The organism is Actinoplanes sp. NPDC026670 (assembly GCF_040638175.1).
Classification (GTDB): domain Bacteria; phylum Actinomycetota; class Actinomycetes; order Mycobacteriales; family Micromonosporaceae; genus Actinoplanes.
Map to the genome: position 1 here is coordinate 174,572 of NZ_JBEZXU010000004.1, position 22,763 is coordinate 197,334.

A 22,763-nucleotide genomic window follows, 5' to 3' on the forward strand; every position below is an offset into this window, starting at 1 on the left:
CGGCCAAGCCTAGGCGTCAGCGGCCGAAGGCGTACGCATCCTTGCGGGCCTCGACGAATCTCCGCGCCTCGTTGCCGCTGGCCGTGATGTAGTTCCACGGGGATCGCGTGACGTGATCGCCGATCAGGTCGAAGACCCGGGCCGCCCAGCCGTACTCCCCGGCCATGAACAGGGTCATCGCGAGACCGTTGGCCCGGCCCGGCCAGCCGAACACCGGCCGGAAGGCCGCGTTCAGCACCGAATGCTGGGCCGCGACGACCAGGTCCCGGCGCGCCGCCGCGCTCCGGATGTGCGCTTCGTCCTCACCGGAGGGCAGCCTCGCCCAGTACTCCAGGTGGGCGTCGACCATCAGGGTCGCCAGCAGCCCGCCCGGCGTGGACCGGGCGAGCGCCTCGTGGGCGAAGGCGAACATCTCGCCGTGACTGCCGGACCACTTCTCGCAGAGGAACTGGAGCCGCTGCCGATGGGCGATCAGATGCTCCGGCGCGTACTTGACGACGGCGTCGAACCGGGCCGCCGCCTCGTCCCGCCCGACCTGGGAGCCGCGGGCCGAGGTGGTCAGCCAGGTCCAGGCGGTGGTGTCCGAGGGGTCCCGTTCGGTGACCTGCTTGAGACACTTCTCGGCGAACGCCAGCCGCTCGAAGAAGCCGGCGAACTGATCCGCCGACGTGTCCTTCGCATACGCCCCGCCGCGGGCCTCCCACGCCCAGGCGACCGCGTGGCAGCCCTGGATCAGCAGCGGCAGCGTCGACCCGGGCTCGTCGGCGACCCACCGGCCGATCCAGTCCTGCACGCCGGGGACCTCGCTCGCGAACTCCATCAGGTACGCGCGCCCGTCCGGGTCGGGCAGTGACGCGAAGACACCCCGGACCGTCTCCCGGTCCTGGGCGCCCAGCGCGGTGATCAGTGCACGGGCCCGCGGGTCACCATGCGTGGGGTCGATGTCCGGCACCCGCGAGAACGGCCACATGTGTTGATCTTATTGGTCTTGCCCAGCGGATATCGAGATCGGTACCTTCCGACGGCCGCCCGATCGGGCGGCCACACGGGGGAGGAAACGAACGGTCATGTCAACCGCGCTGCGCGCCGCCGTCTCGGTGGCCATGCTGGTCGGGTTCTATGTGCTCGGCCTGCTCCAACTGGCCCTGGTCGGCTGGCTGATCTACGAGATCTGGGCCCACTCGCACAGCGCCGGAGCGGCCAAGCTGAGCTGGCTGCTGCTGGCCGCGGTCGGTGCGGTGCTGGTCGGCCTGTGGAAGGCGATCCGGGCGCAGCCGGGCGAGCCGGAGGGTCTGCTCCTCGGCCCGGAACAGGCGCCCGACCTGTGGCGGACGGTCCGCGAGATGGCCGCCGAGGCGGGCACCCGGGCACCCGACGAGATCCGTCTCGTCCCCGAGGTCAACGCCGCGGTCAGCGAGGACACCAAGGCACTCGGCCTGATCGCCGGCACCCGGCGGCTCTACCTCGGCATGCCGCTGCTCCAGACCTTCACCGTCGACCAGCTGCGCTCGGTGATCGCGCACGAGCTCGGCCACTACTCCGGTTCGCACACCAGGCTCTCCGCGGTCGCGTACCGGGGCCGGGCCGCCATGCACGAGACGCTCAGCCGGGTCGGCAAGTGGAACGTGTTCGGCTGGGTGTTCAAGGGCTACGGGATGCTCTACCTGCTGGTCAGCAACGCGGTGACCCGGCGGCAGGAGTTCGAGGCCGACCAGGTGTCGGTACGGGTCGCCGGTGTCGAGGCGGCGGTCAGCGCCATGCGCGAGCTGCCGGTCGTCGACACGGCCTGGGACTTCTACTTCGGACGATACGTCGCGTACGGCTGGGAGCACGGGTACGCCCCGGACGACATCTTCGGCGGGTTCGGGCAGCTCTACGCGGCGCGTACCGAGGAACTGGCCCGGCTGCGTGACGAGGAGCCGGACAGCGAGACCTCTCGCTGGGACACCCACCCGGCGATCGGCGTGCGGATCGAGGCCATGCGGGCCCTGCCGCCGGTGCAGCACGCGCCCGACCGGCGTCCCGCCTCGTCCCTGCTGCACCTGGACGGCGCCGGGCTCGCCCTCCAGGCGGCTGTCGTCGACTTCGGGCCGCGGACCGTGCTGCCCTGGGCCGACTTCACCGCCGCGTCGATCATCGCGGTCCAGCAGCGCCGCGCCGACCAGGTGTTCCGTTCGGCCGCCCGGCTCCTCGGCGTCCAGGAGGCCGGCCTGGCCGACATCTTCGACCTGGTAGCGGCCGACCGGCTGGGTGAACTGACCGCCGACCTGATGGACGACCTGATCACCTTGGCCGCGGTGCGTTCCGGCGCGGCCCGCTGGCAGCACTCCTGGTCGGCGCCGGCCCGGCTCACCGACGTGCACGGGCAGCCGGTCGACTACGCCGAGATCGCCAAACTGGCCGTCTCCCCGGCGACCGTCGGCGAGGCCCGGCAGCGGCTGGCCGCGATCGGCATCCACGTCGAGGCGGCCCGGGTGGTCGAGACCAAGGCCACCGCGAGCGGCTCCGACGTGATCGGCGCGATGGCCAACGTACGCATCGACGAGCAGGAGCACGACCTGATCCTGCTGGACCGGGGCTTCCTCTTCGTGCCGGCGCCGAACAGCACCAGCGAGGGCGAGCAGCGACTGCACCAGCTGCTGTCCAACAACGACCCGGCGGTCCTGGCCCAGCACTACCGGTTCGTCCCGTACGAGGAGGTCACCGGCGCCCGGATCACCAAGGCCGTCCCGATCAACGCCGAACTGGACCTGCACGGCGGCGCCACGGTGTCCATCAAGGAGCGCTGGTCCAGCGATCAGCTCGGCAAGAGCCGCGACACACTGGAAGCCGTGCTGAACCGGATCAATGGACGGGCGGAATAGTTTGCGGACCATCGATTGGGTCAACGGGGCCGTCGAGATCATCGATCAGACGGCCCTGCCGGGCGAGGAACGGGTGCTGCGACTGCACACCGTGGGGGAGCTGATCGCGGCGATCCAGTCGCTGGCGGTGCGCGGCGCGCCGGCACTGGGGGTGGCCGGGGCCTTCGGGGTCGCGCTGGCCGCCCGGATCCACGTCGACGATCCGGCGGCGCTCGCGGTGGCCGTACAGAAAGTCGAAACCGCACGCCCGACGGCGGTCAACCTGGCCCGCGGCGCGCTGCGGGCCGCCGCCCTGATCCCGCACGGGCCGGAGGCCGTCCTGGCCGAGGCGTGCGCCGTGCGGGACGAGGAGATCGCCGCGTCGGCGGCGATGGCCGGGCTGGGCGCGGACCTGATCGGTGAGCTGTGCGGGGCTCGCCCCCGGCTGCTCACCCACTGCAACACCGGGGCGCTGGCCGCGGTGACCGTCGGCACCGCCCTCGGTGTGGTCGGCGAGCTGCACCAGCGCGGCCGGCTGGCCGGGGTGATCGCCAGCGAGACCCGGCCGCTGCTCCAGGGCGCCCGGCTCACCTCGTGGGAGCTGACCCGCTGGGGCATCGAGCACCGGGTCGCGGTCGACTCGGCCGGCCCGTTCCTGATGGCCCGGGGCGAGGTCGACGCGGTGATCCTCGGCGCCGACCGGATCTGCGCCAACGGCGACGTGATCAACAAGATCGGGACGTACTCGCACGCTCTCGGCGCGCGGCGAGCAGGCATCCCGTTCGTGGTGGTCGCGCCGGAGTCCACAGTCGATCACGACACGCCGTCGGGCGCGCACGTGGAGATCGAGGACCGCGGCTCGGCCGAGGTCACCGCCTGGAGCGAGGCGGTGAACCCGGCCTTCGACATCACCCCGTTCGACCTGGTCACGGCGATCGTCACGGACCGCCGGGTGATCCGGGTCGACCGGGGCGAAAAGCCTTAAGCCTTCTTCCAGGGCTTCATCCAGGGCGACTCCGGCCAGCCTTCGGCGGCGGCCATCAGCGGGTACGCGGTGGCGCCGTCGACGGTCTCCCGGATGACGTCGGCGTGCCCCGCGTGCCGTGCGGTCTCCTGGACCAGGTGCAGCAGCACCCAGCGCAGCGACCAGAAGTCGTGCTCCTTGGGGTTCCACGGCACCGAGTGGTCGATCGGCACCTGGTGGTCGAGGTCGTCGATGTCGCGGACCGTCTTCTCGGTCGCCTCGGCCACCCGGTCGTACATTGCGAACAGGTCCTCGACGGTCTCGTCCTCGGCGAGCACGAAGTTGCGCTCGTACGCGCCGTAGTCGATCGGCTGTTGCTCGCCGCGTACCGTCGCCAGCCAGCCCTCCTCGGTGCTGGCGACGTGCTTGATCAGGCCGGCCACGCTGAGGGCGCTGGCGCTCGGCGTCGCCCGCAGCTGCTCGGGCGTCAGCCCGTACGCGGTCAGCTTGATCACGTAGCGCATCTGGGCGAGGTAGGCGAGCAGACCGTCCTGCTCGTCGGTGACGGGGCGGACCTGACCGGGCATCGGAGACTCCCTGTGGCTGGTGTCGTGAACACCGCTAACGCTAGGGAAGGAAGCGGTCAGTTTCTGGCCGCTTTACGACAACCCGGCCGGTTTTCACCTCGGTCACCCATCCGCCTGATCGGCCCAGGTGCAACAAGTCCGGAATGTCCGCTGGGATGGTCTCCGGGCGGCCGGGGGTGGCCGGCCACGCGCGCCGCGCCTCGGACGGCCGCCGCAGGTAGCCGGTCATCGCGCCGATCGGCTCGGGCCCCTCCAGGACGGCCTCCAGCTGCCGAAGCTCGCCGATGAGCCGATGCAACTCCCGCTGAACCGCCCTCCCGTTGCCACCACACATCGCCGCGGTCAGCTCCGGACGGGTCGCGGCCACCCGGGTGCCGTCCCGGAACGATCCGGCCGCCAGCGTTCCGGCCAGCGGATTCGACAGCAGCTGCTCGGCCAGGACGGCGGCGAACAGGTGCGGCACGTGACTGATCTGCGCCACCGCGGTGTCGTGCTCGGCCGCGGTCACCGGAACCACCCGCGCACCCATCCTGGTGAACAATCCGGCCAGCAGCAGCCAGTCGTCGAGGTCGGTCCCGTCCGGCTCCAGGCACAACACCCAGGCACAACCCCCGAACAACCCGGCCTCGGCCGCCGCGAACCCGGACGTCTCCTTACCGGCCATCGGATGCCCGCCGACGAACCGCCGACCCGCCAACAGGTCCCTGACGGGACCCTTCACCGACGTCACATCGGTCACCAGGCCGTCATATCCGTCCAGGTCAGCGACCACTTCCGGCAAAATCGGCAGCGGTACGGCCAGAGCCGCCACGACACTGCCGGCAACCGTCTCGCGAACCGACCCGCCGACCTCGAACCCGGCTGCCCGGGCCAGCTCACGGGTGGCCGGATCGGCGTCGAAGCCCACCACGTCGTGGCCGGCCGCGCCGAGCGCCCGCAGCAGAGACCCACCGATCAGGCCGAGCCCGATGACCGCAATACGCACGGCCCCGACTCTAGGCCTTGCAGTCGTTCTCCTTCGCCCAGGTGGCGACCGTGGCGACCGGGCTCTTCTGGCCACCCTTACGCCACGACGCGAGATAGGTGTACGGCCAGACCACCCCGCGCCGCACCTTCCAGTCACCGGTCTTCGCGCACGGCGGTGAGATGCCGTAGTGCAGGTGACAGACCCCGCTGGAGTTGCCGGTCTTGCCGGTCTTGCCGAGCAACTGCCCGCCCTTGACCCGGACCCCGGGCTTGATGCCGGACTGGACCCGGCTCAGGTGCGACCCGTAGTAGCGGACCCCGTCGTCACCCTCGATCGACACCGAGAGGCCCCCGTTGTTCGGCCCGTCCGGGTTCCCCTCGACATACCGGTCGGTGAGGCTGATCTCCAGGACCGTGCCGCTCGTGGTGGCCACGAAGTCCTCGCCACAGTTCACGAAGATGTCGGTCGCCGGGTACTTCGAGTGCGTGTTGCTCCAGTCCACGTTCGACGCGTCGACCGGGAAGACGTACTTCACCGAGGCCGCCTTGGTCGACTCGGACGCGCTCGGCGTCGGCTTCGCCTTGGCCGACGCGGCGGCGCTCGGGCTCGCCGGGACGGACGGCGCCGGAGCGGCGCTCGTCGCGGCCGACTCGGTGGTCGAGGACTGCGCGGCCGGATCCACGAACTTCGGGGTCGCGGCCGGGTCGGCCGACCCACCGGCGCCGCCGCAGCCGGCGAGGCAGACGGCCGCGATCGTCAGACCGGAGAGGGTACGGAGTAAACGCACCGCGCCATCCTGGCAGAAGACCGGAGATCGCGCAGACCTGACGATGGCTAGGCTGGGCAGGGCGAGTCCGTACGAGCACGCAGAGGTGGGAGTGAGATGGCAGACCGTCAGGTTTCCTGGCCCGCGGCCGCACCGCCGCCTCCGGGTTACGTGCCGCCCCGCGACCTGCCGCCGCCGCCGATCTTCACCGGTCTGCCGCCGCGGCCCGTCTACCGTGAGCCACACCCGGTCGCGGCCGGGCCGGTGGTCAGCGGCCTGGCTGCGACGACCCTGTGGTTCGTGCTGTTCGGCAGCCTCGGCAGCGGTCTCGGGTCCTACGCGTGGTGGACCATCGGCGCGGCCCTCGCCGCCTGGGGTGTCTCCGTGGTCCTGACCCTCCTCGGCGACCGTGGTGTGGCGGTCGGTGTGGCAGTGGCGAGCGGGGTCGCGCTGTCCCTCGCGATGTTCTTCGTCACCCTCGACTGGATCACCACCCTCGACTGGCCGTTGTGGTGATTTTCGCCACCCGACGTGCCCTTTTGGTAGCCCTGAGCAGTGGGTCTGCCGACATGCTCATCGACCCTTGACTAACGCCGCGCGGCTGACGCACTCTCGGTCGCATGGCCCCCTCGCCACAACGGCTGGACCCGGATCGCAGCCGTCGCCGCCTCGAGCTGCTGGCCGCTCTGGCCCAGGCGAAATCGACACGTGAGTCGATACCATCGCCCCGGCTGCGCGGTCTCCGGCTCCGCGAGTTGATCGCGACTCGCCGCCGCCCGGTGAACTGACTTCAGTTCCGTCAAGGCGTGGCGCGATGCGCCCGCCGCCGCACCCGCTACCGTCAGGCGCTGAGAGACAAAAGTCGTGTTGGGGGAAATCGTGTCGATTTTCGCTGCCGCCGTCGCCCGCAGCAAGAACGGTTGGACGGCGTCGGAGCTGGACCTTTCGGGCCTGGCCGACATCGACGAGGTGGTGGACGCGCTCCGGGATACCGAGCCGGACGCCGACCTCGCGTTGTTGTTCGTCGAGAGCGACGACGAGTACCTCGCCATCCTGCGCCTGGACGAGGGTGAGGACCTGCGGGTCTTCGGCTCGGACTCGGGGTTCGCCGAGGAGTCACGGATCGGTTCCGTGCTGCTCGGCGAGATCGAGGCGCCGGCCCTCGGGCTGGACGAATTGGCCGAGGGCCAGTACGAGGGACAGGACGAGGGAGACGACGAGGAGAAGCCGGTCGACCCGGACGCCGACCCGATCGGTGATGCCGAGTTGCTCGGTGACCTGGGCCTCAACGCCCAGCGGCTGCTCGCCCTCTGCGGTATGGAGGGGATGCTGCCGTCCGACGTCACCGCCGAGATCTGCCAGAAGATCGGCTGTGGCGACGAGATGGAGGAGCTGCGCGAGGCGTGATACGCCGCTTGCAGCATGAGGAGTGGATGCGGCGGGCGCTCGCCGTCGCGTCCACCTCACCCGAGGACGTCCCGGTGGGGGCGATCATCCTCGGACCCGACGGCGCCGAACTGGCCGCCGCCGGGAACGAACGTGAACTCACCGGTGACCCGACCGGACACGCCGAGGTGCTGGCGATCCGGCGGGCCGCCGCGCGCCTGGGCTCGTGGCGCCTCGCGGACTGCACTCTCGTGGTGACCCTGGAGCCGTGCACGATGTGCGCCGGGGCGCTGGTCCTGGCCCGGATCTCGACGCTGGTCTTCGGCGCCTGGGAGCCCAAGACGGGCGCGGTCGGCTCCCTCTGGGACGTCGTCCGCGACACCCGCCTCAACCACCGCCCCGAGGTCTACGCCGGCGTCCTCGAACCCGAGTGCGCCGCCCTGATGCGCGACTTCTTCCGCTGACCCGTCAGGCGTCGGCGATTGCGGTGTTCAGGCCGATTTTGACCATGTTGGAGAAGCCCTGTTCGCGCTGCGCGGAGTCCATCGCCTCGCCGCGCTTGATGTGGTCGCTGACGGTGAGGATGGTCAGGGCCTTGGCCTTGTAGCGGGCGGCGATCGTGTAGATCGCGGCGGACTCCATCTCGACCGCCAGGACGCCGTAGTCGGCGAGGCTGTCGTAGAGGTCGGGCCGGTCGGTGTAGAAGGCGTCGGCGGCCAGGATCGGTCCGACCCGGATCGGGGTGCCCAGGGCCTCGGCCGCCTCCACCGCGGTGCGCAGCAGGCCGAAATCGGCCACCGGCGCGTAGTCGACCAGGCCGTCGAAGCGGGTCCGGTTCATGTTGGAGTCGGTGGCCGAGCCGATCGCGGCGATCACGTCGCCCAGGTTCAGGTCCATGGCGAGGGCGCCACAGGAGCCGATGCGGATCACCGACTTCACGCCGTACTCGTTGATCAGCTCGTGGGTGTAGATGGAGGCCGACGGCATGCCCATGCCGGAGCCCTGCACCGAGACCCGGACGCCCTGCCAGGTGCCGGTGAAACCGAGCATCCCGCGGACCTGGGTGTAGCAGACCGCGTCCTCCAGGAACGTCTCGGCGATCCACTTGGCCCGCATCGGGTCGCCGGGCAGCAGCACCCGCTCGGCGATGTCGCCCGGCTTGCCGCCGATGTGCACGCTCATGTCTTTCCTCCGAAATCTTCGTCGACGCGTCGATCTTGCCAGGTCAGCGGCGTCGCGCTGGGTTATGGGTGACCCCGCGACAAAGCCGTTGAGGCGTCCGGTAACGTACTTCCCGGTGGTGTGTCCGAGTGGCCTAAGGAGCACGCCTCGAAAGCGTGTGAGGGTTTACGCCCTCCGCGGGTTCAAATCCCGCCGCCACCGCCATGCGAGAGCCCGATCCGACCGGATCGGGCTCTCTGGTTTTCTGCCCTGCGGGCTGTTACTGTCCGTGCCCGTCGGCCGGGTCATCCGAGCGCCGGAGCGGAGCCTCGTCCGTTCGGGTGTTCTCCATGATCAGCGCCACGGATGTAACGGTGGTGTTTCGTCCCAGGTCACGGCCAGGAATCACGCTGTGTAGCCGAATGCGGACGGCCCTAATACGTAGGGTGTTGCGCAAGTCACGCGAGCCAAATACACCGGATCAGACAATGTGGTTCCGACCGGGCGTCGAGAAACTTTCGCAGAATCGCCCTACGCAGATCCGTCGATGTCTGTCCTAGATTTGACATGTGAGAGTTGAGCATCACTGGTGGAATGGCGACGTCCGGCTCGCGCGCCGGGACGTCTACGTCCGCACCGACGGCGCGCTCTGGGAGGTCGAGGCCCAGATGGGCGGCCCCGAGGGCAAGTCGAAGGTGCAGCAGTGCCCCGGCAAGGCATCAGCGATGATCCTGGCCGACGCGTGGCGTGGTCCACGCTGGCGGTGGCGCGAACTCTGAGGTCGCGCCAGGAGCCCCCCTTCGGCTGCGCCGCAAATGCTTGACCGATCCCGGCCAGCCTCTGACGACCCGGACCCCTTGTGGGTCCGGGTCGTTCGCGTTGCCTGACACACGCGCTGTCCGATGTGCGGAGATGGTCGGGATCTAGGCTGAATATCCATCGCACGGGTAGGAAGCCGATCATCATGCACGCAACAGTCACCGACCACCGGGCCGAAGTCGCGGTACTGCACCTCGGCGGCGAGCTCGACGCCGACACCGCGGGTCAGTTGCATGCCACTCTGGCCGGTCTCCTGGAGAGACCCGTACCCCGGATCGTGGTCGATCTGACCGCTCTCAAGTTCTGCGACTCGATCGGGCTCAGCGCCTTCATCGTCAGCAAGCAGGTGATCGCGTCGCGTGGTGGCTGGCTGAGCTTCGCCGGCGCCAACCCGTTCCTGACCCAGCTTCTGGAGACGGTCGGGCTGGGCCGCTACTTCGCGATCTTTCCCGAGGTCGACGACGCGATAGCGGCCGCCCGAATCTAGACCGATACGGTACCGTCGCCACCTTCCGTCATACCGATCACGGTTGATATCCTCCGCGTCTAATTTGATCAACGGGGGAAGCCGTGAGGCTTTGGAGCGCCGCTCTGATGAGCGGCCTGATGATCGCGGCCGGGTTGCCCAGCGCCGCGTACGCCACCACACCGACAACCGCAGTCGCCGCAGCGGTGACCTGTGGCGGTGAGCTCGCTCTCGGGACACCTGCCACCTGCGACGAGATCACCGGCAAGACCCACCACCTCTACACCTTCCGCACCACGATCGCGGACGAGCGGATCCTCACCCAGTTCAACTCCACAGGCGACAGCACCCAGGCGTCGGTTCAGGGCGAGTCCTGCTTCCTCGGCCCCTACGCCTCCGAGTGTGTGATCGCCGAACCGGGCGTCCACACCATCGACGTGCGGCTGTACTCGGGTTCGGGCACCGCGTCGTACGGCATCGGGGTCGAATCCCGCAGCCTGCCGTCCAGTTGCACCACGCTGGACCCGGCCACCTTCACCGTCGACGGTCCACTGCGTGACGGGAGACTGGCCCGCGGCGCGGCCGGTGACTGCTACCGATTCGCCGGTACGGCCGGCCTGCGCCTGGACGTCGAGACCCAGGTCACCCCGGCCACCGAGGGGGCGGCCGCCTCGCTCGAAGGCTGGATCGAGGACCCGGCCGGCGAGCGTGTCTGCCCGATTCAGTGGGGCGGCGGCTCGTGCTCGCTGACCAGCGACGGCACCCACACGATCTTCCTCGCCGACAACTACGGCGGCGCGGTCGACTACCGGTTCCGGCTGGTCCGTACCGACGTGCCGCTCGGCTGCGGCACTCTGCGCCAGGCCGGATTCGGTGTGCCCGCCGCCGATCAGGTGGCCGAGGGCGAGGTTCCGGCCAACGGTTTCGACTGCTGGACGGTCACCGCCACAGCCGGGCTGAAGCGGATCCAGACGACCGACGGCGGCCAGCTGAACTGGCAGGTCAGCAACGCCTCCGGGGTCGTGTGCAGCGAGTGGGGCGACCCGTGTGACCTGGCCGAGGCCGGCACCTACACGCTCTGGCTGCGCAACACCGACTGGCAGGCCCGCGAGTACCGGGCGTCCATGATCGACATTTCCGGTGGTACCGGTTGTGCCGCGCCGGTCGGCACCGGCTGGGACCAGCCGACCGTCACGGCGCCCGCGTCGGGCGGACTCGGCGCGGTCTGCCAGCCGTTCACCGCGGCGCCCGGCGACCGGATCGTCACCTACGTGTCCGGCGGCGGCGCGTTCTGGGTCACCGACCGGACCGGTAAGGACATCTGCGCCGACCAGCGCTACGACGACCTCGCCGGCTGCGCGCTGCCCGGCGACGGGCCGTACCGGCTCGTGGTCCTGGCCGACGGCGACCGGGAACCGACGATCCAGATCCGTGGCCTCTCGACGCTCGCCGGCTGCCAGGTGATCACGCCGGGGACGTACGGCGCCGGACCAGCCGGGGCGCTCGACGCCAACCGCTGCCGTGTCCTCGACGTGCCCACCGCGGGCCGGCACCTGGTCCGGGTCGTCGACGACGAGAACTACGAGACCTGGTCGGCGATCTACAGCGCGGACGGCTCGCGGCTCTGCGACGCCGGATACCTCTGCGACTTCCCGAAGGCCGGCCGGTACCCGCTGATCGTCGGCGGGGCCGAGGGCAGCAGCGTGGTGGACAGCGAACACGCCGTCGTGTTCACGGCACCGACGGCGAGTGGCTGCGTGCGCGTCGGCGACCAGGGCTACGCCACGGGCGCGGTGCTCGGCTCGTTCGCCGTCGCCGGCGAGACCGACTGCCTCGAACTGGACAGCACGGCCGGCGCCACCATCGGCGTCACCCTGCCGCCCCGGGTCACCGGAGCTGCCCGGCCGGAATGGACCTTGATCAACGGAGACGGTACGAACCTCTGCTCCAACGGTTGCACGCTGACCGGCCCGGCGCCGTACCGGATCCTGCTCAACGCCCCCGAGGACTCGGCCGCCGGCGACTACCGGGCGGTCGTGCAGCGGGTCGACCGGGTCAGCGGCTGTGCCGTCCTGCCGCAGGGCGCGATCGGGAACACCGTCGGGGCGGTCACGACGTTCGCCGCAGACCGGTTCACCACCTGCTACAGCATCCCGGCGAACCAGCACAGCACCGCCGAGACCATCGGGTACGCGCCGGTCACCGGGCACGACGGGTGGGCCAACATCAGCGTCCGCGACGACAGCGGCAAGCAGGTCTGTGGCAGTGGGCTCTGGGCGTCGGCGCAGCTGGTGCGGTGCCGGTTCGAGAGCGGGAAGGCGTACACCGTGCTGCTGACCGCGGCCGCCACCGACTTCCAGTACCGGATCAGCCGCAAGGACACCAGCCCGGCCGGGGCGAAGTGTCAGACCCCGGCGAACACCGTGCTCGGTGGCCCGGCCGTGGCCGGTGACCTGCGGACCGACGAGGATCTGCACTGCTACCGGGTCACTGCGGCGGCCGCCGACAGCTACTGGCTGGGCGTACGCAGCACCGGGCTCGCGGCCCGCTACTGGATCACCGACGCGGCCGGCAACGACCGCTGCTCCGGATATGTGGTGCCGTGCCGGGCCAGCGGGTCCACCAGCTACCAGATCTTCGTGTGGCCGGCCGTGGACGGGCAGACTGTTCCGTACCGGGTGGACACCTGGCGGCTCACCAGTGGCGGGCAGCCCGTGGTGCAGTGCCCCGCGGTCAATGCGGCGCCGGCTTTCGGGCCGATCAGCGGGACCCTGAGCGATCAGCGGACCGCGGTCTGTGTGGCGGTGCCGGTGAACCGTAATTCTGTGTTCAAGGCGGCGATCAGCAACACCGGCGGGGGTACCGAGACGCCGGAGCCGTACTACTTCCAGACCCGGACCGACGGTGGGATCACCGGCTGCTCGTATGCCGAGGGTGGCCGCGGATGCCAGGTCAGCCTGCCATACGACAACCCGTCCGGGATGGCGCTGTTCGTGCTCGCCCCGGAGACCACGGACAGCGACCTTCCGTTCCGGGCCGACATCAAGTGCGACTACGACGCGTGCGTCCCGGGATACTCGCTCGGTTGGGCGACGCCGGCTTCGATGCCGAACAGCGGTCCCGTCACGCTGACCCTCCGGGGCTCCGCGTTCGCCGCCACCGACACCGTGACGTTCACCCGTAGCGGTTCGGCGTCGATCCCGGCGGTGGTGAAGAGCGTGACGGACGGCATCGCCATGACCGTCACGGCCGACCTCACCGACGCGACGCCGGGAGCATGGAACATCGTGGCGCGGTCGGCGAGCGGATCGGGCGCCACCCTCACCGGCGGGCTCACCGTCACCGCCGGGTCGCTGCGGGCGACCCGGGCGCCGTCGATCACCGGGACCATCCGGGTCGGGTCCACCGTCCGGGCGGCCGCTGGGAGCTGGACTCCGGCGCCCACCTCGTGGTCGTACCAGTGGGCGGCCAACGGGGTCGCGATCAAGGGGGCGACCGGGTCGGCGTACCAGATCCCCGCCTCTATCCGGGGGAAACGCCTCACGGTGACCGTTGTGGCCAAGCGGGCGAATCGGGGTGATACCGCGGCATCCTCGGCTGCGGTGACCGTCGGATACGGCGCGGCGCCGAAGGCGACCGCCCGGCCGAAGATCAAGGGCACGGTCAAGGCCGGGAAGACCGTCAAGGTCTCGGTGGGCGCGTGGTCGCCGCAGGCGACGTCTTATCGGTACGAGTGGCGCGTCAACGGCAAGCTCGTGGCCGTGACGTCCGCGCTGAAGCTGAAGGCGGCCTGGGCCGGCAAGAAGTTGACGCTGACCGTGGTCGCGAAGCGCACCGGGCACTACGACGGCCGTGCGACGAGCGTCGCCGTCAAGATCAAGAAGTAGAAGTAGGCGAGGGCCGGCTCCGATCGGGAGCCGGCCCTCGCCCGCACTGTTTTCGTTCCCGAGAATAGACCTGGCCCACAGAGGGTCGATCAGCGGGGCACAACGAGTGAAGGCGCTCAGTTCTCCAGGGCGCCCATCGACGGCGGGCAGCCGCGGCAGACCGCCGTGTAGGTGACCGTGATCAACCGTTCGCCGGGCGGCAGTGATCCGCCTGTCGATCCCGTGACCTCCACCGGGCTGAGCTGGTTGTTCTGCTGGCCGTTGCCGAGCTGACCGCTGGTGCCGTAACCCCAGCAGTAGGTCTTGCCGTTGTTGCCCAGTCCGCAGGAGTGGCTGTTGCCCGAGGTCAGCTTGGTGAGAAGCACGCCTCCAGGAACGTTGACGGCGCTGGGCGTTCTCAGGAGAGCGTTGTTGCCGTTGCCCAGTTGACCGAAGATGCCGGCGCCCCAGCAGTAGGTTCCGTTGTCGTTGCCCAGTGCGCAGGTGTGGTCGTAACCGGATTGGACGTCGGTGAAGATCACGCCGGTGGGTTCGTTGACGGCCACCGGACTCGACTGATTCGAGTCGTTGCCGATGCCGAGCTGGCCGTGTTCATTCAAACCCCAGCAGTAGGTCTTGGAGTCGTTCCCGCGATCGCAGGTGTTCGAACCGCCGGCGATGGGGTCGGTGAAGAGAACGCCCGAAGGGGCCGCCACCGCAGTCGGAGTCGACCGGTCCGCGGTTGACCCGTTACCTATCGTTCCGTCGCCGCCGTAACCCCAGCAGTAGGTCTTGCCGTTGTTGCCGAGCGCACAGGTGTGACCCAAGCCGGCGGTGATCCGGGTGAAGATCACGCCCGCTGGCAGGTCCACCACTGTCGGAATCGATTTCTCGACAAGGGTTCCGTCACCCAGCTGGCCGAAGTTGTTCTGGCCCCAGCAGTAGGTTTTGGAGTCGTTTCCCAACGCGCAGGTGTGATTGCGGCCGGCATCCAGTTGCGTGAAGATCACCCCCGACGGGACGGAGACCGGCCCCGGAACCGGCCGGCTGCTGTTACCGCCGTCGCCCAGCTGAGCAGGGCCACCCTGGCCCCAGCAGTAGGCCATGGAGTTGTTGCCGAGCGCGCATGTGTGGGACTCGCCGGCGGCGATCTGGGTGAAGATCACACCGGGTGGGCGATGGACCGACACCGGATTCATGCGGTCGAAAGTGGTGCCGTCCCCCAGCTGGCCGAAGCCACCGGCGCCCCAGCAGTAGGTGTTGGAATCGTTGGCCAGCCCACACGTATGGGCGCCACCGGCGGACAACTGCGTGAACTGCGGGTTGAACGGTGTGGTGGTGGTAGACGCCTCCACGACCTCGACCGGGGTGGACTGGTCGGCCATCTGGTTGTTGCCCAGCCGGCCATGCTGCCCGTTGCCCCAGCAGTAGATGTTGTTGTACGGGTTGGCCAACCCGCACGCGTGATCCATGCCGGGGCTGACCCGGTAGAAGTTCCAGTTTCCGGCCGGGGCGTCGATGGCGACCGGAGTGAGACGCTGGGAGAGGCCGCTCCAGCCCCAGCACCACGGCCTGCCGTCGCTGCCCATCGCGCAGCTCTGGGACCAGTTGGCCGTGACGTCGGTGAGGGTCGTCCCGCTCGGTACGTTGACCTCGGTGGGAGTCATCCGGTCGTTGGTGTCACCGGTGCCGAGCTGGCCGCTCGAGTTCCATCCCCAGCAGTAGGGTTTCGCTTCGTTGCTGACGGCACAGGTGTGGCCGTTGCCGGTGGCGATGCTGTGGAACGTCACCCCGGAAGGCACGCTGACCTCGGTCGGGTTCGACTGATCCGCTGTCGAGCCGTTGCCGAGTGCTCCGGAGTCGCCGGCGCCCCAGCACCAGGTCCGGGCATCACTGCTGAGCCCGCAGGTGTGTGCGCGTCCGGTGCTGATCTTCATGAAGAACGTGCCGGCCGGGTTGTTGACCTGCACCGGAGTCGATTGGTTGGCGGTGGTTCCGTTGCCGAGCTGACCGTCCTCGTTCGATCCCCAGCAGTAGGTGTGCGAGTCGTTGGCGAGCGCGCACGTGTGGAAACCGGTGGAGCTGATCTCCATGAAGATCGCCCCGCCCGGATTGGTCACCGCAACCGGAGTCAGCTGATCGGCGTTGCTGCCGTTGCCCATCTGACCGAGGTGGCCGGCGCCCCAGCAGTAGACCTTGGAGTCGTTGCCCATCGCACACGTGTGGCTGATGCCGGCGGCGATCTTCGAGAACTGCACGCCGATCGGCATCTGGACCGGGGTCGCTGCTGATCGGTCCATGGTGCTGCCGTTACCCAGCGCACCCGAGGCGCCGGCCCCCCAGCAGAACGCCTGACCGCTGGCTTTCACCGCGCATGAATGGTTGCTTCCGGCGGCCAGTTGCGTGAACTGGGCCATCGCGATCTGAGCTGTGGCAGCCGTCGCGGACACCACTGCCAGCATCGCCGCTAGGGGTATCGCCGCCGCCACCATCGAGGTAATCCGTTTCGACACACCACAGACCGCACCATGACCCCGTAGTGTCTACCGGCCTTGACCTGGGTGTTCACACCTTTAGGTGCTGTTCGCCGAAAGCGCTGCACACCGCCCGCCGACATGCCGCACCGGTCTACGGACTGAAGGCCGGACCCTTAGGGTCCGGCCTTCAACGCATGGATGCGCATCCTGTGAACGCGGGCTTCGCCCCTGAGCTTGAGCTGTCACGTCGCGGACGCGTCGTCGAGCGCGACGCCTCCCCGCGGCTTGTCGTCCGTGGCTCAGGGCTCGCCGCTCGCCGCTCACCGCTCACGGATCTTGCACGAATGTTCACCCTCGCGCTTGTCGCGCTTGCACGTCGGGTAAACGCGGGCGAACGAGACTGGAACTGATAGGTTCTCCGTCGAGTTCGCCCCGTTAAATCGCGGACCACGTCGTCGAGCGCGAGCGGTGTTTCCCGTTCATCTGTACAAGATTCTTGTCACGGAGGCTCTGGAGTGCTCGGACGACCTGATGATAAGCGAGCCCGGTAGCTGCTTCGACGCTGGCTCGTGATGTTTCAGCTCGGCGGACCACTTCAAACACCGCACGCTCATTGGCGGTCAGGTCGATGGGCGGCGACATTGTTTTGCCTGGCACTGGTTGGTCAAAGAGACTGGCTTCTTCAGTACGGGTTCCGATCAGGCGGTAGACGGTTGTCCCTCGCGTACCGGACTGTTCGATCAGCCTACGGTCGACTAGGTCCCGGAGATCACGGCTTGCCGCCCGGCTGTCCCGAACGCCGGTCGACGCGCGATAGCTGCTGTTGTTGAGAGCGATGCCGTTGCGCATCATCACCAGTGCGGTCATCTGGGCTCTCGTCAGGGGGTATCCATCGAGAGATCCCAGCCAGTTCAGGGCCTCTTCGTCCAGCAACGTGTGATTGGGAAACTCGGCGGAGAAGGAGGCTATATCATCGGCGAAACTGGGCGGCTCCATCCCTGCGTCAGTCAACGCCAGAAGCATTCGCGCGATGCCGGTTCCACGGTTCTCGCAGACCATATGACCGTCTCCGAAAGGTGTGTCCTCCAGAATCTTCAAGAGCGCCTTGTTGCGAGAGGACGTGACCGTGGTGACGCCTAGGGACCTGACATCGACAGGACCATACAGGCCACCGGGATTCCGGATCAGGAGGCGGTCGGGGTACATCTCGACTTGGACCTGAGTTCCCCTGGCAAATTCCGAGTAATCCCGGTGGACGAGCGCGTTGATCAGGGCTTCTCGGAGAACCTCCTCGGGATATTCCCATTCTTCGGTACGGAAGATTCCAGATATGATGCTGCGTCGTCGCATGTTGCGTTTCAGAAGACGAATGCATTCGGCGACCATGAAGGGGATGGAACCGTCAATCGATCTGTTCTCCGTGAAGCGCTCGCCGGAGCTGCCGAGAAGCCCGGCTTCGGAGGACGGATAAACGACGAAGGTGATGTCGAGTTGAGGCTCGAAGGTTTGTGGGTACAGGCCGAAAACGAGCAGGCCCGCGAGGGTGGGGACGGTCTGATCCCCCTGCGAGGTCAGAACGTTGAGCATCATCAAGGCACGCTCGTCGTCGACTCTGCGGAAGATTTCGCTCCTGGTGTCGCGGATTCGCCGAAGGAACGCGTTGACTAGTTCTGAGTCCAGATCGTCAACGTTCGCGCCTGGGACGGGCGACAGGTCGTGCTTCTGCTCGCGTCGGTTGGACAGCAGCACGCCGACCTCGTAGTCGGTAAGCTTCCTGTCGCCGTCGCTCACCCGGATGCGGGAACCCGCCCACGGGCCGAGGGAACGCTTGTGACATGGCCGCTGATCTCTGGGCGATTGCGGCACCTCGCAGACGACGACGATCTCGTCATCGATGGTGACGGAATAGATCTGTGCCCGTACCGGAGGCTCCATCTCGGAGCAGATTGCGGACAACTGCGATTCCTGGGCGCCGGCATCTGCCACGCCGCTGATCCGGAAGTCGTCCTTCTCATCGATCCCCAGGAGGATGCAACCGCCGGCCGCGTTTGCGAAGGCGCTGATCGTCTCCCAGATACTTGCGGGAAGCCCTCCGCGGGCTCGCTTCACCTCGCAGATCGACGTGTCGTTCCCGATGCTGCGGAGGCTGCTTACGAGGTCGATGATGCTGTCAGCGTTAACAGAGGCCTCCGAGTGCTCATCGACCAACCACCTGGAGCCGATCGTCCAGCGTTCCTGTACCACCTTCGTTGTACAGGATTGTTCTACAGCGTGCTACAGGCGAGTCGTAGTTCTACACGTTGGCGCGAGGAGGTATGCGTCCGCGGGCGTGACGCTGCGGCCGGCCGGGGCTCGCATTGACGCATGTTGGGTATCGCGAGCGAGCGAGCGAGCGATGATCAACTGAGACGGGCACAGCAAGAAGGCCGGACCCGATGGGTCCGGCCTTGTCGCGTCTGCCCACGTGAGGGCTGGCGGAGGATACGAGATTCGAACTCGTGAGGGTGTTAACCCAACACGCTTTCCAAGCGTGCGCCCTAGGCCTCTAGGCGAATCCTCCGTGCGCCAGAATACAGACTCTTTCGGTGGGCTCGCCCGCGGGGAGGGGGTCCGCACGCGGCTCGGTGCCGCCAGGTAGGCTCTCGGGTAGCCCCTCGTGCGGCGTCATCCTGTGAACCTCCCCAGGGCCGGAAGGCAGCAAGGATAAGCGGGCTCTGGCGGGTGCACGGGGGGTCCTTCAGTTTCCGGGTCACTTCCGGGGCACGGCGTTTGTTCTTGTCAGACCCTCGACGGAGAATGACGCGGTCGTTCAGGAGGTGGCAGGAGTGGCACTCGCCCTCTATCGCAAGTACCGGCCGCGCACCTTCGCCGAGATCATCGGCCAGGAGCACGTCACCGAGCCGCTGTCGCAGGCGCTGCGCAGCGGGCGTCTCAACCACGCCTATCTCTTCTCCGGGCCACGTGGCTGCGGCAAGACGTCCAGCGCGCGCATCCTGGCCCGCTCGCTCAACTGTGAGCAGGGGCCGACACCCGACCCGTGCGGCGTCTGCCTGTCCTGCCGATCGCTGGCCAACGACGGCGCCGGCTCGATCGACGTCATCGAGATCGACGCGGCCAGCCACGGTGGTGTCGACGATGCCCGTGAGCTGCGGGAGAAGGCGTTCTTCGCGCCCGCCAACAGCCGCTACAAGATCTACGTCATCGACGAGGCGCACATGGTCTCGTCGGCCGGCTTCAACGCGCTGCTCAAGCTCGTCGAGGAGCCGCCGGACTATGTGAAGTTCATCTTCGCCACCACCGAGCCCGACAAGGTCCTCGGCACCATCCGCTCCCGGACCCATCACTACCCGTTCCGGCTCATCCCGCCGGCGGTTCTTCGGCCGTACCTTCAGCAGCTCACCGAAGCCGAGGGCGTCACCGTCGAGCCGTCGGTGTTCCCGCTGGTGGTGCGAGCCGGCGGCGGCAGCGCCCGGGACAGCCTGTCGATCCTCGACCAGCTGATCGCCGGCTCCGGGCCGGACGGGGTCACCTATTCGCGTGCGGTCGGCCTGCTCGGTGTCACCGACGTCACCCTGATCGACGAGATGTGCGACGCCATCGCGACAGGTGACGGCGCCGCGGCGTACGCGACCATCGACCGGGTCGCCGAAGCCGGGCACGAACCGCGCCGTTTCGCCTCTGACCTGCTCGAACGCTTCCGTGATCTGATCATCCTCCAGCAGGTTCCGGACGCGGTCGCCAAGGGCTTGATCGACGGCCCGGCCGACCAGCTGGAGATGATGGCCGGGCAGGCCGCCCGGCTGGGCGCGGCCACGCTGTCCCGCTGCGGGGACATCCTGCACAACGGCCTGATCGAGATGCGCGGCACGACCGCGCCGCGCCTCCTGCTCGAGCTGGTCACCGCCCGCATGCTGCTCCCGGGCGCCGACGCATCCGCGTCGGCCCTGCTACAGCGTCTGGAGAGGCTAGAGCATTCGGGTGTACGGGGTGAGCGCCCCGCCGCTGACAACGCCGTCGACGCGCCCCCGCCGACGATCGGCGCGACCGAGAACGGTGCCGGCGGTGGAGCCGTAGGCGGATCCGGAGCAGCCGGTGGCGGTGGAGCCGCTGGGGGTGGAGCCGGTGGCGGTGGGAAGGCCGCGGCGATGGCTGCGGCCGCCGCTGCCCGGGGTGGTTCCGCGCGCCCGGCCGGCGGTGGTTCCGCACGTCCGGTTTCACCGGCCGCCCCAGCCCCAGCCCCGGCTGCCCAAGCCCCAGCGGCCTCGGCTCCGGCCGAAGCGGTGCCGTCCGCTTCTGAGTCCGCGCTGCAGTCCGGCCCCGGGGTGCCTTCCGACGCCCTGACATCCGCCTCGGGAGCGCCGTCTGGTCCTGCGGCGTCCGGTCCGGAGTCGCCGTCCGGGTCCGGGGCGGCGCCTGTTGGGCGCGGTGAGCCGGACTGGAATCAGGTCGCTGACGGCGGCCATCCGGAACCCGGCGACTACGACGACGAGCCGCCGCCCTGGGACGACGAGCCGGTGGACGAGGCGCCGTCCCAGCCGGAGCGCCGCCCGGCCGATCCTCAGCCGGCCGGTTCCGTCGACCCCCGGGACGAGCGGATCCGCGCCGCATGGCACACCCTCGGCCAGCAACAGCCGAAGGTCAAAGCCATGCAGGAGTACGGCATCGGCATCCGCGACGTCGAGGGCGACACGGTCGTGTTCGCCGCACCGACTCAGGCGCTCGTGGACCGATTCCTGAACTGGCGCGAGGCGATCACCACGGAGTTCCGGAAGTCCCCGGGCGGCGACTGGCGGATCCGCTGCGAGGTCGGCGAGGCCGGCCCGCCCCGGGGCCCCGCGCGCGCCGGCGAAGGCCGCGACCAGTCGGCGGGTCGTCGCGTGTCCGGCGGTTCCGAACGGCCGGCCCCGCAGGCGGGCACGGCGGCCACCGCACCGGAACGCAACTCGGGCCGCACCGAGTCACGCCCGTCACGGCCACAGCGGCCCCCGGCGGCCGACGCCGACGAGGATTGGCCGGCGGCGGCCCGTCCTCCCACAGCACCGAGCCGTACCGACCGGTCCGGCTCCACTCACGCCTCCGGATCACCGGGGACATCCGACACGGATGACACCGGCCGGCCCGGCTTTACCCGGCCGGGTGGCTCGCCCGTGCCTGTGGAGAACGAATCCGCCTGGCCGGAAGCTGCCGGTAGTTCGCGGGTTGCGCCGGCGAGCGCTGATGCCGCGCGGCCGGTTGGCTCGCGGGCTGTTTCCGCGGACGACGATTCGGGCTGGCCGGATCCGGTCCGGCCCGGTGGCTCCGCCGACGCGGAGTCGGCCTGGCCTGAGCCAGCTCGGCCGGGCGGTCCCGGGGGCGCAGCGGTCGGTAGCGACGATTCGGCGTGGCCTGAGCCTGTTCGGCCTGGTGGTGCGGCTTCCGCATCAGTCGGTGCGGGGGCTGGATGGCCCGAGCCTGCACGGCCGGGGTCGGCGGCTACCAGCGCGTCGAGTGCCACAGCGGGGGGCCACGGGGATTCCTCGGCAGACAGTTGGCCGGAGCCGGCCCGACCCGGCGGCGGATCGGTAGCTGCGAACGGAAGCGCGGGCGCCGGCTCGGCGGTGGTCGTTGGCGGAGTGTCAGCCGGGCTGCCGACTTCCGGCGCCGGTTCGGCCGGCGGGCTCGGCGGAGGTTCCGCGTTCGGCGGGGCGGCCGTTTCGACATCGCCGCCGAGTGCTGGTCCGCTGGGTGATGGTCCGCGCGGTCTCAGCCCGTCGGGTGCTGACGCTCGGAGTGCTGGTTCTCCGAACATTGCCTCGCCGAGCGCTGGTTCTGTGGGCGGGGGTGCAGCCGCAGCAGCCGCCGCCGCTCGGAGCGCTGCTGCTCCGGCGGCAGCACCGGTAACCCCTGCTGCGCCTGCCTCACCAGCGGTGCCGGCCCGGTCGGCTGCGATGGAGGCGGCGCGGGCAGCTGCGCGTACCGGCGTCGAAGGGGCGAGTGGAGCGGCCGCCGCGCGGGCCGCATTGGCCAACGCCCGCGGTGGTGGGGCCGCGCCCCCGGCGGGTCGTGCGGCGCCGGGTCGCCCGGCCGGAGCCGGAGGCGGCGCGGCGCGTTCCTGGTCCGACGCCCCACCGGTGGAGGAAGCCCCCTTCGACCCGGAGTACGACGGCCCGGCCGCCGCTTACGAGGGGTTCGACCCGGGCGACGAGCCACTCGACGAGGTGATCGACGAGAAGACCGCCCGCCAGAGCAGCGAAGAGCAGGCGATACAGCTGCTCCGCGAGGCGTTCGGGGCAGAGAAGATCGCCGAGCTCTAACCCGGGGCCAGCCGGCCAGCCGGCCAAGGCTCGCGTGGTGTCGTGTGGTTCGGATCGCGCCGCAGGTCGCCACGGTGTTGGGGTGCCGGAGTTGCGTGGTGTCCTGTGGTTCGGATCGCGCCGCTGGTCGGCACGGTGTTGGGGTGCGGGTGTTGCGTGGTGATCTGT

Annotated in this window: 17 protein-coding genes, 2 tRNA genes and 1 other RNA gene; 12 read left to right on the plus strand and 8 right to left on the minus strand. The window is 69.3% G+C overall.

The window, feature by feature from the left end; all coding sequences use genetic code 11:
* Positions 1 to 16: 16 nt before the first annotated feature.
* On the minus strand, positions 17 to 970 hold the full coding sequence (locus AB0E94_RS05880; protein ID WP_360323052.1) for a DUF4034 domain-containing protein: 954 nt from the start codon (positions 968 to 970) through the stop codon (positions 17 to 19).
* 97 nt (positions 971 to 1,067) lie between these two features.
* On the opposite strand from AB0E94_RS05880, the gene AB0E94_RS05885 reads away from it, so the two are divergent.
* On the plus strand, positions 1,068 to 2,864 hold the full coding sequence (locus AB0E94_RS05885; RefSeq protein ID WP_360323054.1) for a M48 family metallopeptidase: 1,797 nt from the start codon (positions 1,068 to 1,070) through the stop codon (positions 2,862 to 2,864).
* 1 nt (position 2,865) lies between these two features.
* Positions 2,866 to 3,828, plus strand: a complete 963-nt coding sequence (gene mtnA / locus AB0E94_RS05890; RefSeq protein WP_360323056.1) for an S-methyl-5-thioribose-1-phosphate isomerase — start codon at positions 2,866 to 2,868, stop codon at positions 3,826 to 3,828.
* On the opposite strand, the gene AB0E94_RS05895 is transcribed toward mtnA, so the two are convergent.
* From AB0E94_RS05895 to AB0E94_RS05905, 3 genes are read right to left on the minus strand one after another with little or no spacing between them, the layout of a single operon-like run.
* Positions 3,825 to 4,394: a DinB family protein gene (locus AB0E94_RS05895; RefSeq protein ID WP_360323058.1), complete on the minus strand. Its 570-nt coding sequence runs from the start codon at positions 4,392 to 4,394 to the stop codon at positions 3,825 to 3,827. The two genes, mtnA and AB0E94_RS05895, sit on opposite strands and share 4 nt — an antisense overlap.
* A gap of 40 nt (positions 4,395 to 4,434) precedes the next feature.
* On the minus strand, positions 4,435 to 5,379 hold the full coding sequence (locus AB0E94_RS05900) for a prephenate dehydrogenase/arogenate dehydrogenase family protein (protein WP_360323060.1): 945 nt from the start codon (positions 5,377 to 5,379) through the stop codon (positions 4,435 to 4,437).
* A gap of 10 nt (positions 5,380 to 5,389) precedes the next feature.
* Positions 5,390 to 6,148 carry a M23 family metallopeptidase gene (locus AB0E94_RS05905; protein ID WP_360323062.1) on the minus strand — a complete coding sequence of 253 codons (759 nt, stop codon included), beginning with the start codon at positions 6,146 to 6,148 and terminating at the stop codon, positions 5,390 to 5,392.
* A 96-nt stretch (positions 6,149 to 6,244) separates the two neighbouring features.
* On the opposite strand from AB0E94_RS05905, the gene AB0E94_RS05910 reads away from it, so the two are divergent.
* The 4 genes from AB0E94_RS05910 to tadA all read left to right on the plus strand — a co-directional run bounded on the left by AB0E94_RS05910 (position 6,245) and on the right by tadA (position 7,977).
* Positions 6,245 to 6,643, plus strand: coding sequence for a hypothetical protein (locus tag AB0E94_RS05910; protein WP_360323064.1), 399 nt, complete (start codon positions 6,245 to 6,247; stop codon positions 6,641 to 6,643).
* 104 nt (positions 6,644 to 6,747) lie between these two features.
* Positions 6,748 to 6,915: a hypothetical protein gene (locus tag AB0E94_RS05915; protein ID WP_360323066.1), complete on the plus strand. Its 168-nt coding sequence runs from the start codon at positions 6,748 to 6,750 to the stop codon at positions 6,913 to 6,915.
* A gap of 91 nt (positions 6,916 to 7,006) precedes the next feature.
* Entirely contained in the window at positions 7,007 to 7,534 is a 528-nt protein-coding gene (locus AB0E94_RS05920; RefSeq protein ID WP_360323068.1) for a tRNA adenosine deaminase-associated protein, read from the plus strand.
* Positions 7,531 to 7,977 (plus strand): tRNA adenosine(34) deaminase TadA, encoded by a 447-nt coding sequence (gene tadA, locus AB0E94_RS05925; RefSeq protein WP_360323073.1) that lies wholly within the window; start codon positions 7,531 to 7,533, stop codon positions 7,975 to 7,977. Before AB0E94_RS05920 ends, tadA begins: the two co-directional genes overlap by 4 nt.
* Positions 7,978 to 7,981: 4 nt before the next feature.
* Here tadA and deoD read toward each other — a convergent pair whose 3' ends face one another.
* The gene (deoD, locus tag AB0E94_RS05930) at positions 7,982 to 8,695 is read right to left on the minus strand and encodes a purine-nucleoside phosphorylase (RefSeq protein WP_360323075.1); all 714 of its coding nucleotides are present in this window, start codon (positions 8,693 to 8,695) and stop codon (positions 7,982 to 7,984) included.
* 114 nt (positions 8,696 to 8,809) lie between these two features.
* Here deoD and AB0E94_RS05935 point away from each other — a divergent pair.
* The 4 genes from AB0E94_RS05935 (at position 8,810) to AB0E94_RS05950 (ending at position 13,846) form a co-directional block, all read left to right on the plus strand.
* Positions 8,810 to 8,899 (plus strand) — tRNA-Ser (locus AB0E94_RS05935).
* 344 nt (positions 8,900 to 9,243) lie between these two features.
* Positions 9,244 to 9,453 (plus strand): hypothetical protein, encoded by a 210-nt coding sequence (locus AB0E94_RS05940; protein WP_183224254.1) that lies wholly within the window; start codon positions 9,244 to 9,246, stop codon positions 9,451 to 9,453.
* 185 nt (positions 9,454 to 9,638) lie between these two features.
* A complete protein-coding gene (locus AB0E94_RS05945) occupies positions 9,639 to 9,980 on the plus strand; it encodes an STAS domain-containing protein (RefSeq protein WP_360323078.1) in 342 nt (113 codons plus the stop codon).
* 83 nt (positions 9,981 to 10,063) lie between these two features.
* Complete coding sequence (locus AB0E94_RS05950; protein WP_360323080.1) at positions 10,064 to 13,846, plus strand: hypothetical protein; 3,783 nt, start codon at positions 10,064 to 10,066, stop codon at positions 13,844 to 13,846.
* Between the two features lie 116 nt (positions 13,847 to 13,962).
* Here the strand turns inward: AB0E94_RS05950 and AB0E94_RS05955 are convergent, their stop codons facing one another.
* From AB0E94_RS05955 to AB0E94_RS05965, 3 genes are all read right to left on the minus strand, one after another.
* Positions 13,963 to 16,338 carry a hypothetical protein gene (locus AB0E94_RS05955; RefSeq protein WP_360323082.1) on the minus strand — a complete coding sequence of 792 codons (2,376 nt, stop codon included), beginning with the start codon at positions 16,336 to 16,338 and terminating at the stop codon, positions 13,963 to 13,965.
* Between the two features lie 399 nt (positions 16,339 to 16,737).
* Complete coding sequence (locus tag AB0E94_RS05960; protein WP_360323084.1) at positions 16,738 to 18,510, minus strand: ATP-binding protein; 1,773 nt, start codon at positions 18,508 to 18,510, stop codon at positions 16,738 to 16,740.
* Positions 18,511 to 18,774: 264 nt separating this feature from the next.
* Positions 18,775 to 18,862 (minus strand) — tRNA-Ser (locus AB0E94_RS05965).
* A gap of 85 nt (positions 18,863 to 18,947) precedes the next feature.
* Between AB0E94_RS05965 and ffs the strand changes: the two genes are divergently transcribed.
* Both ffs and AB0E94_RS05975 read left to right on the plus strand, forming a co-directional pair.
* An RNA gene (ffs, locus tag AB0E94_RS05970) (signal recognition particle sRNA small type) lies at positions 18,948 to 19,043 on the plus strand.
* A gap of 84 nt (positions 19,044 to 19,127) precedes the next feature.
* Positions 19,128 to 22,595 (plus strand): DNA polymerase III subunit gamma and tau, encoded by a 3,468-nt coding sequence (locus tag AB0E94_RS05975; protein WP_360323086.1) that lies wholly within the window; start codon positions 19,128 to 19,130, stop codon positions 22,593 to 22,595.
* The last annotated feature ends 168 nt before the right edge of the window (positions 22,596 to 22,763 follow it).

Excerpts from the sequence above, each read along its gene's own strand:
- AB0E94_RS05880 (WP_360323052.1), bottom strand. The coding sequence starts at position 970 with ATGTGGCCGTTCTCGCGGGTGCCGGACATCGACCCCACGCATGGTGAC.
- AB0E94_RS05885 (WP_360323054.1), top strand. The coding sequence starts at position 1,068 with ATGTCAACCGCGCTGCGCGCCGCCGTCTCGGTGGCCATGCTGGTCGGG.
- AB0E94_RS05895 (WP_360323058.1), bottom strand. The coding sequence starts at position 4,394 with ATGCCCGGTCAGGTCCGCCCCGTCACCGACGAGCAGGACGGTCTGCTC.
- AB0E94_RS05910 (WP_360323064.1), top strand. The coding sequence starts at position 6,245 with ATGGCAGACCGTCAGGTTTCCTGGCCCGCGGCCGCACCGCCGCCTCCG.
- AB0E94_RS05915 (WP_360323066.1), top strand. The coding sequence starts at position 6,748 with ATGGCCCCCTCGCCACAACGGCTGGACCCGGATCGCAGCCGTCGCCGC.
- deoD (WP_360323075.1), bottom strand. The coding sequence starts at position 8,695 with ATGAGCGTGCACATCGGCGGCAAGCCGGGCGACATCGCCGAGCGGGTG.
- AB0E94_RS05945 (WP_360323078.1), top strand. The coding sequence starts at position 9,639 with ATGCACGCAACAGTCACCGACCACCGGGCCGAAGTCGCGGTACTGCAC.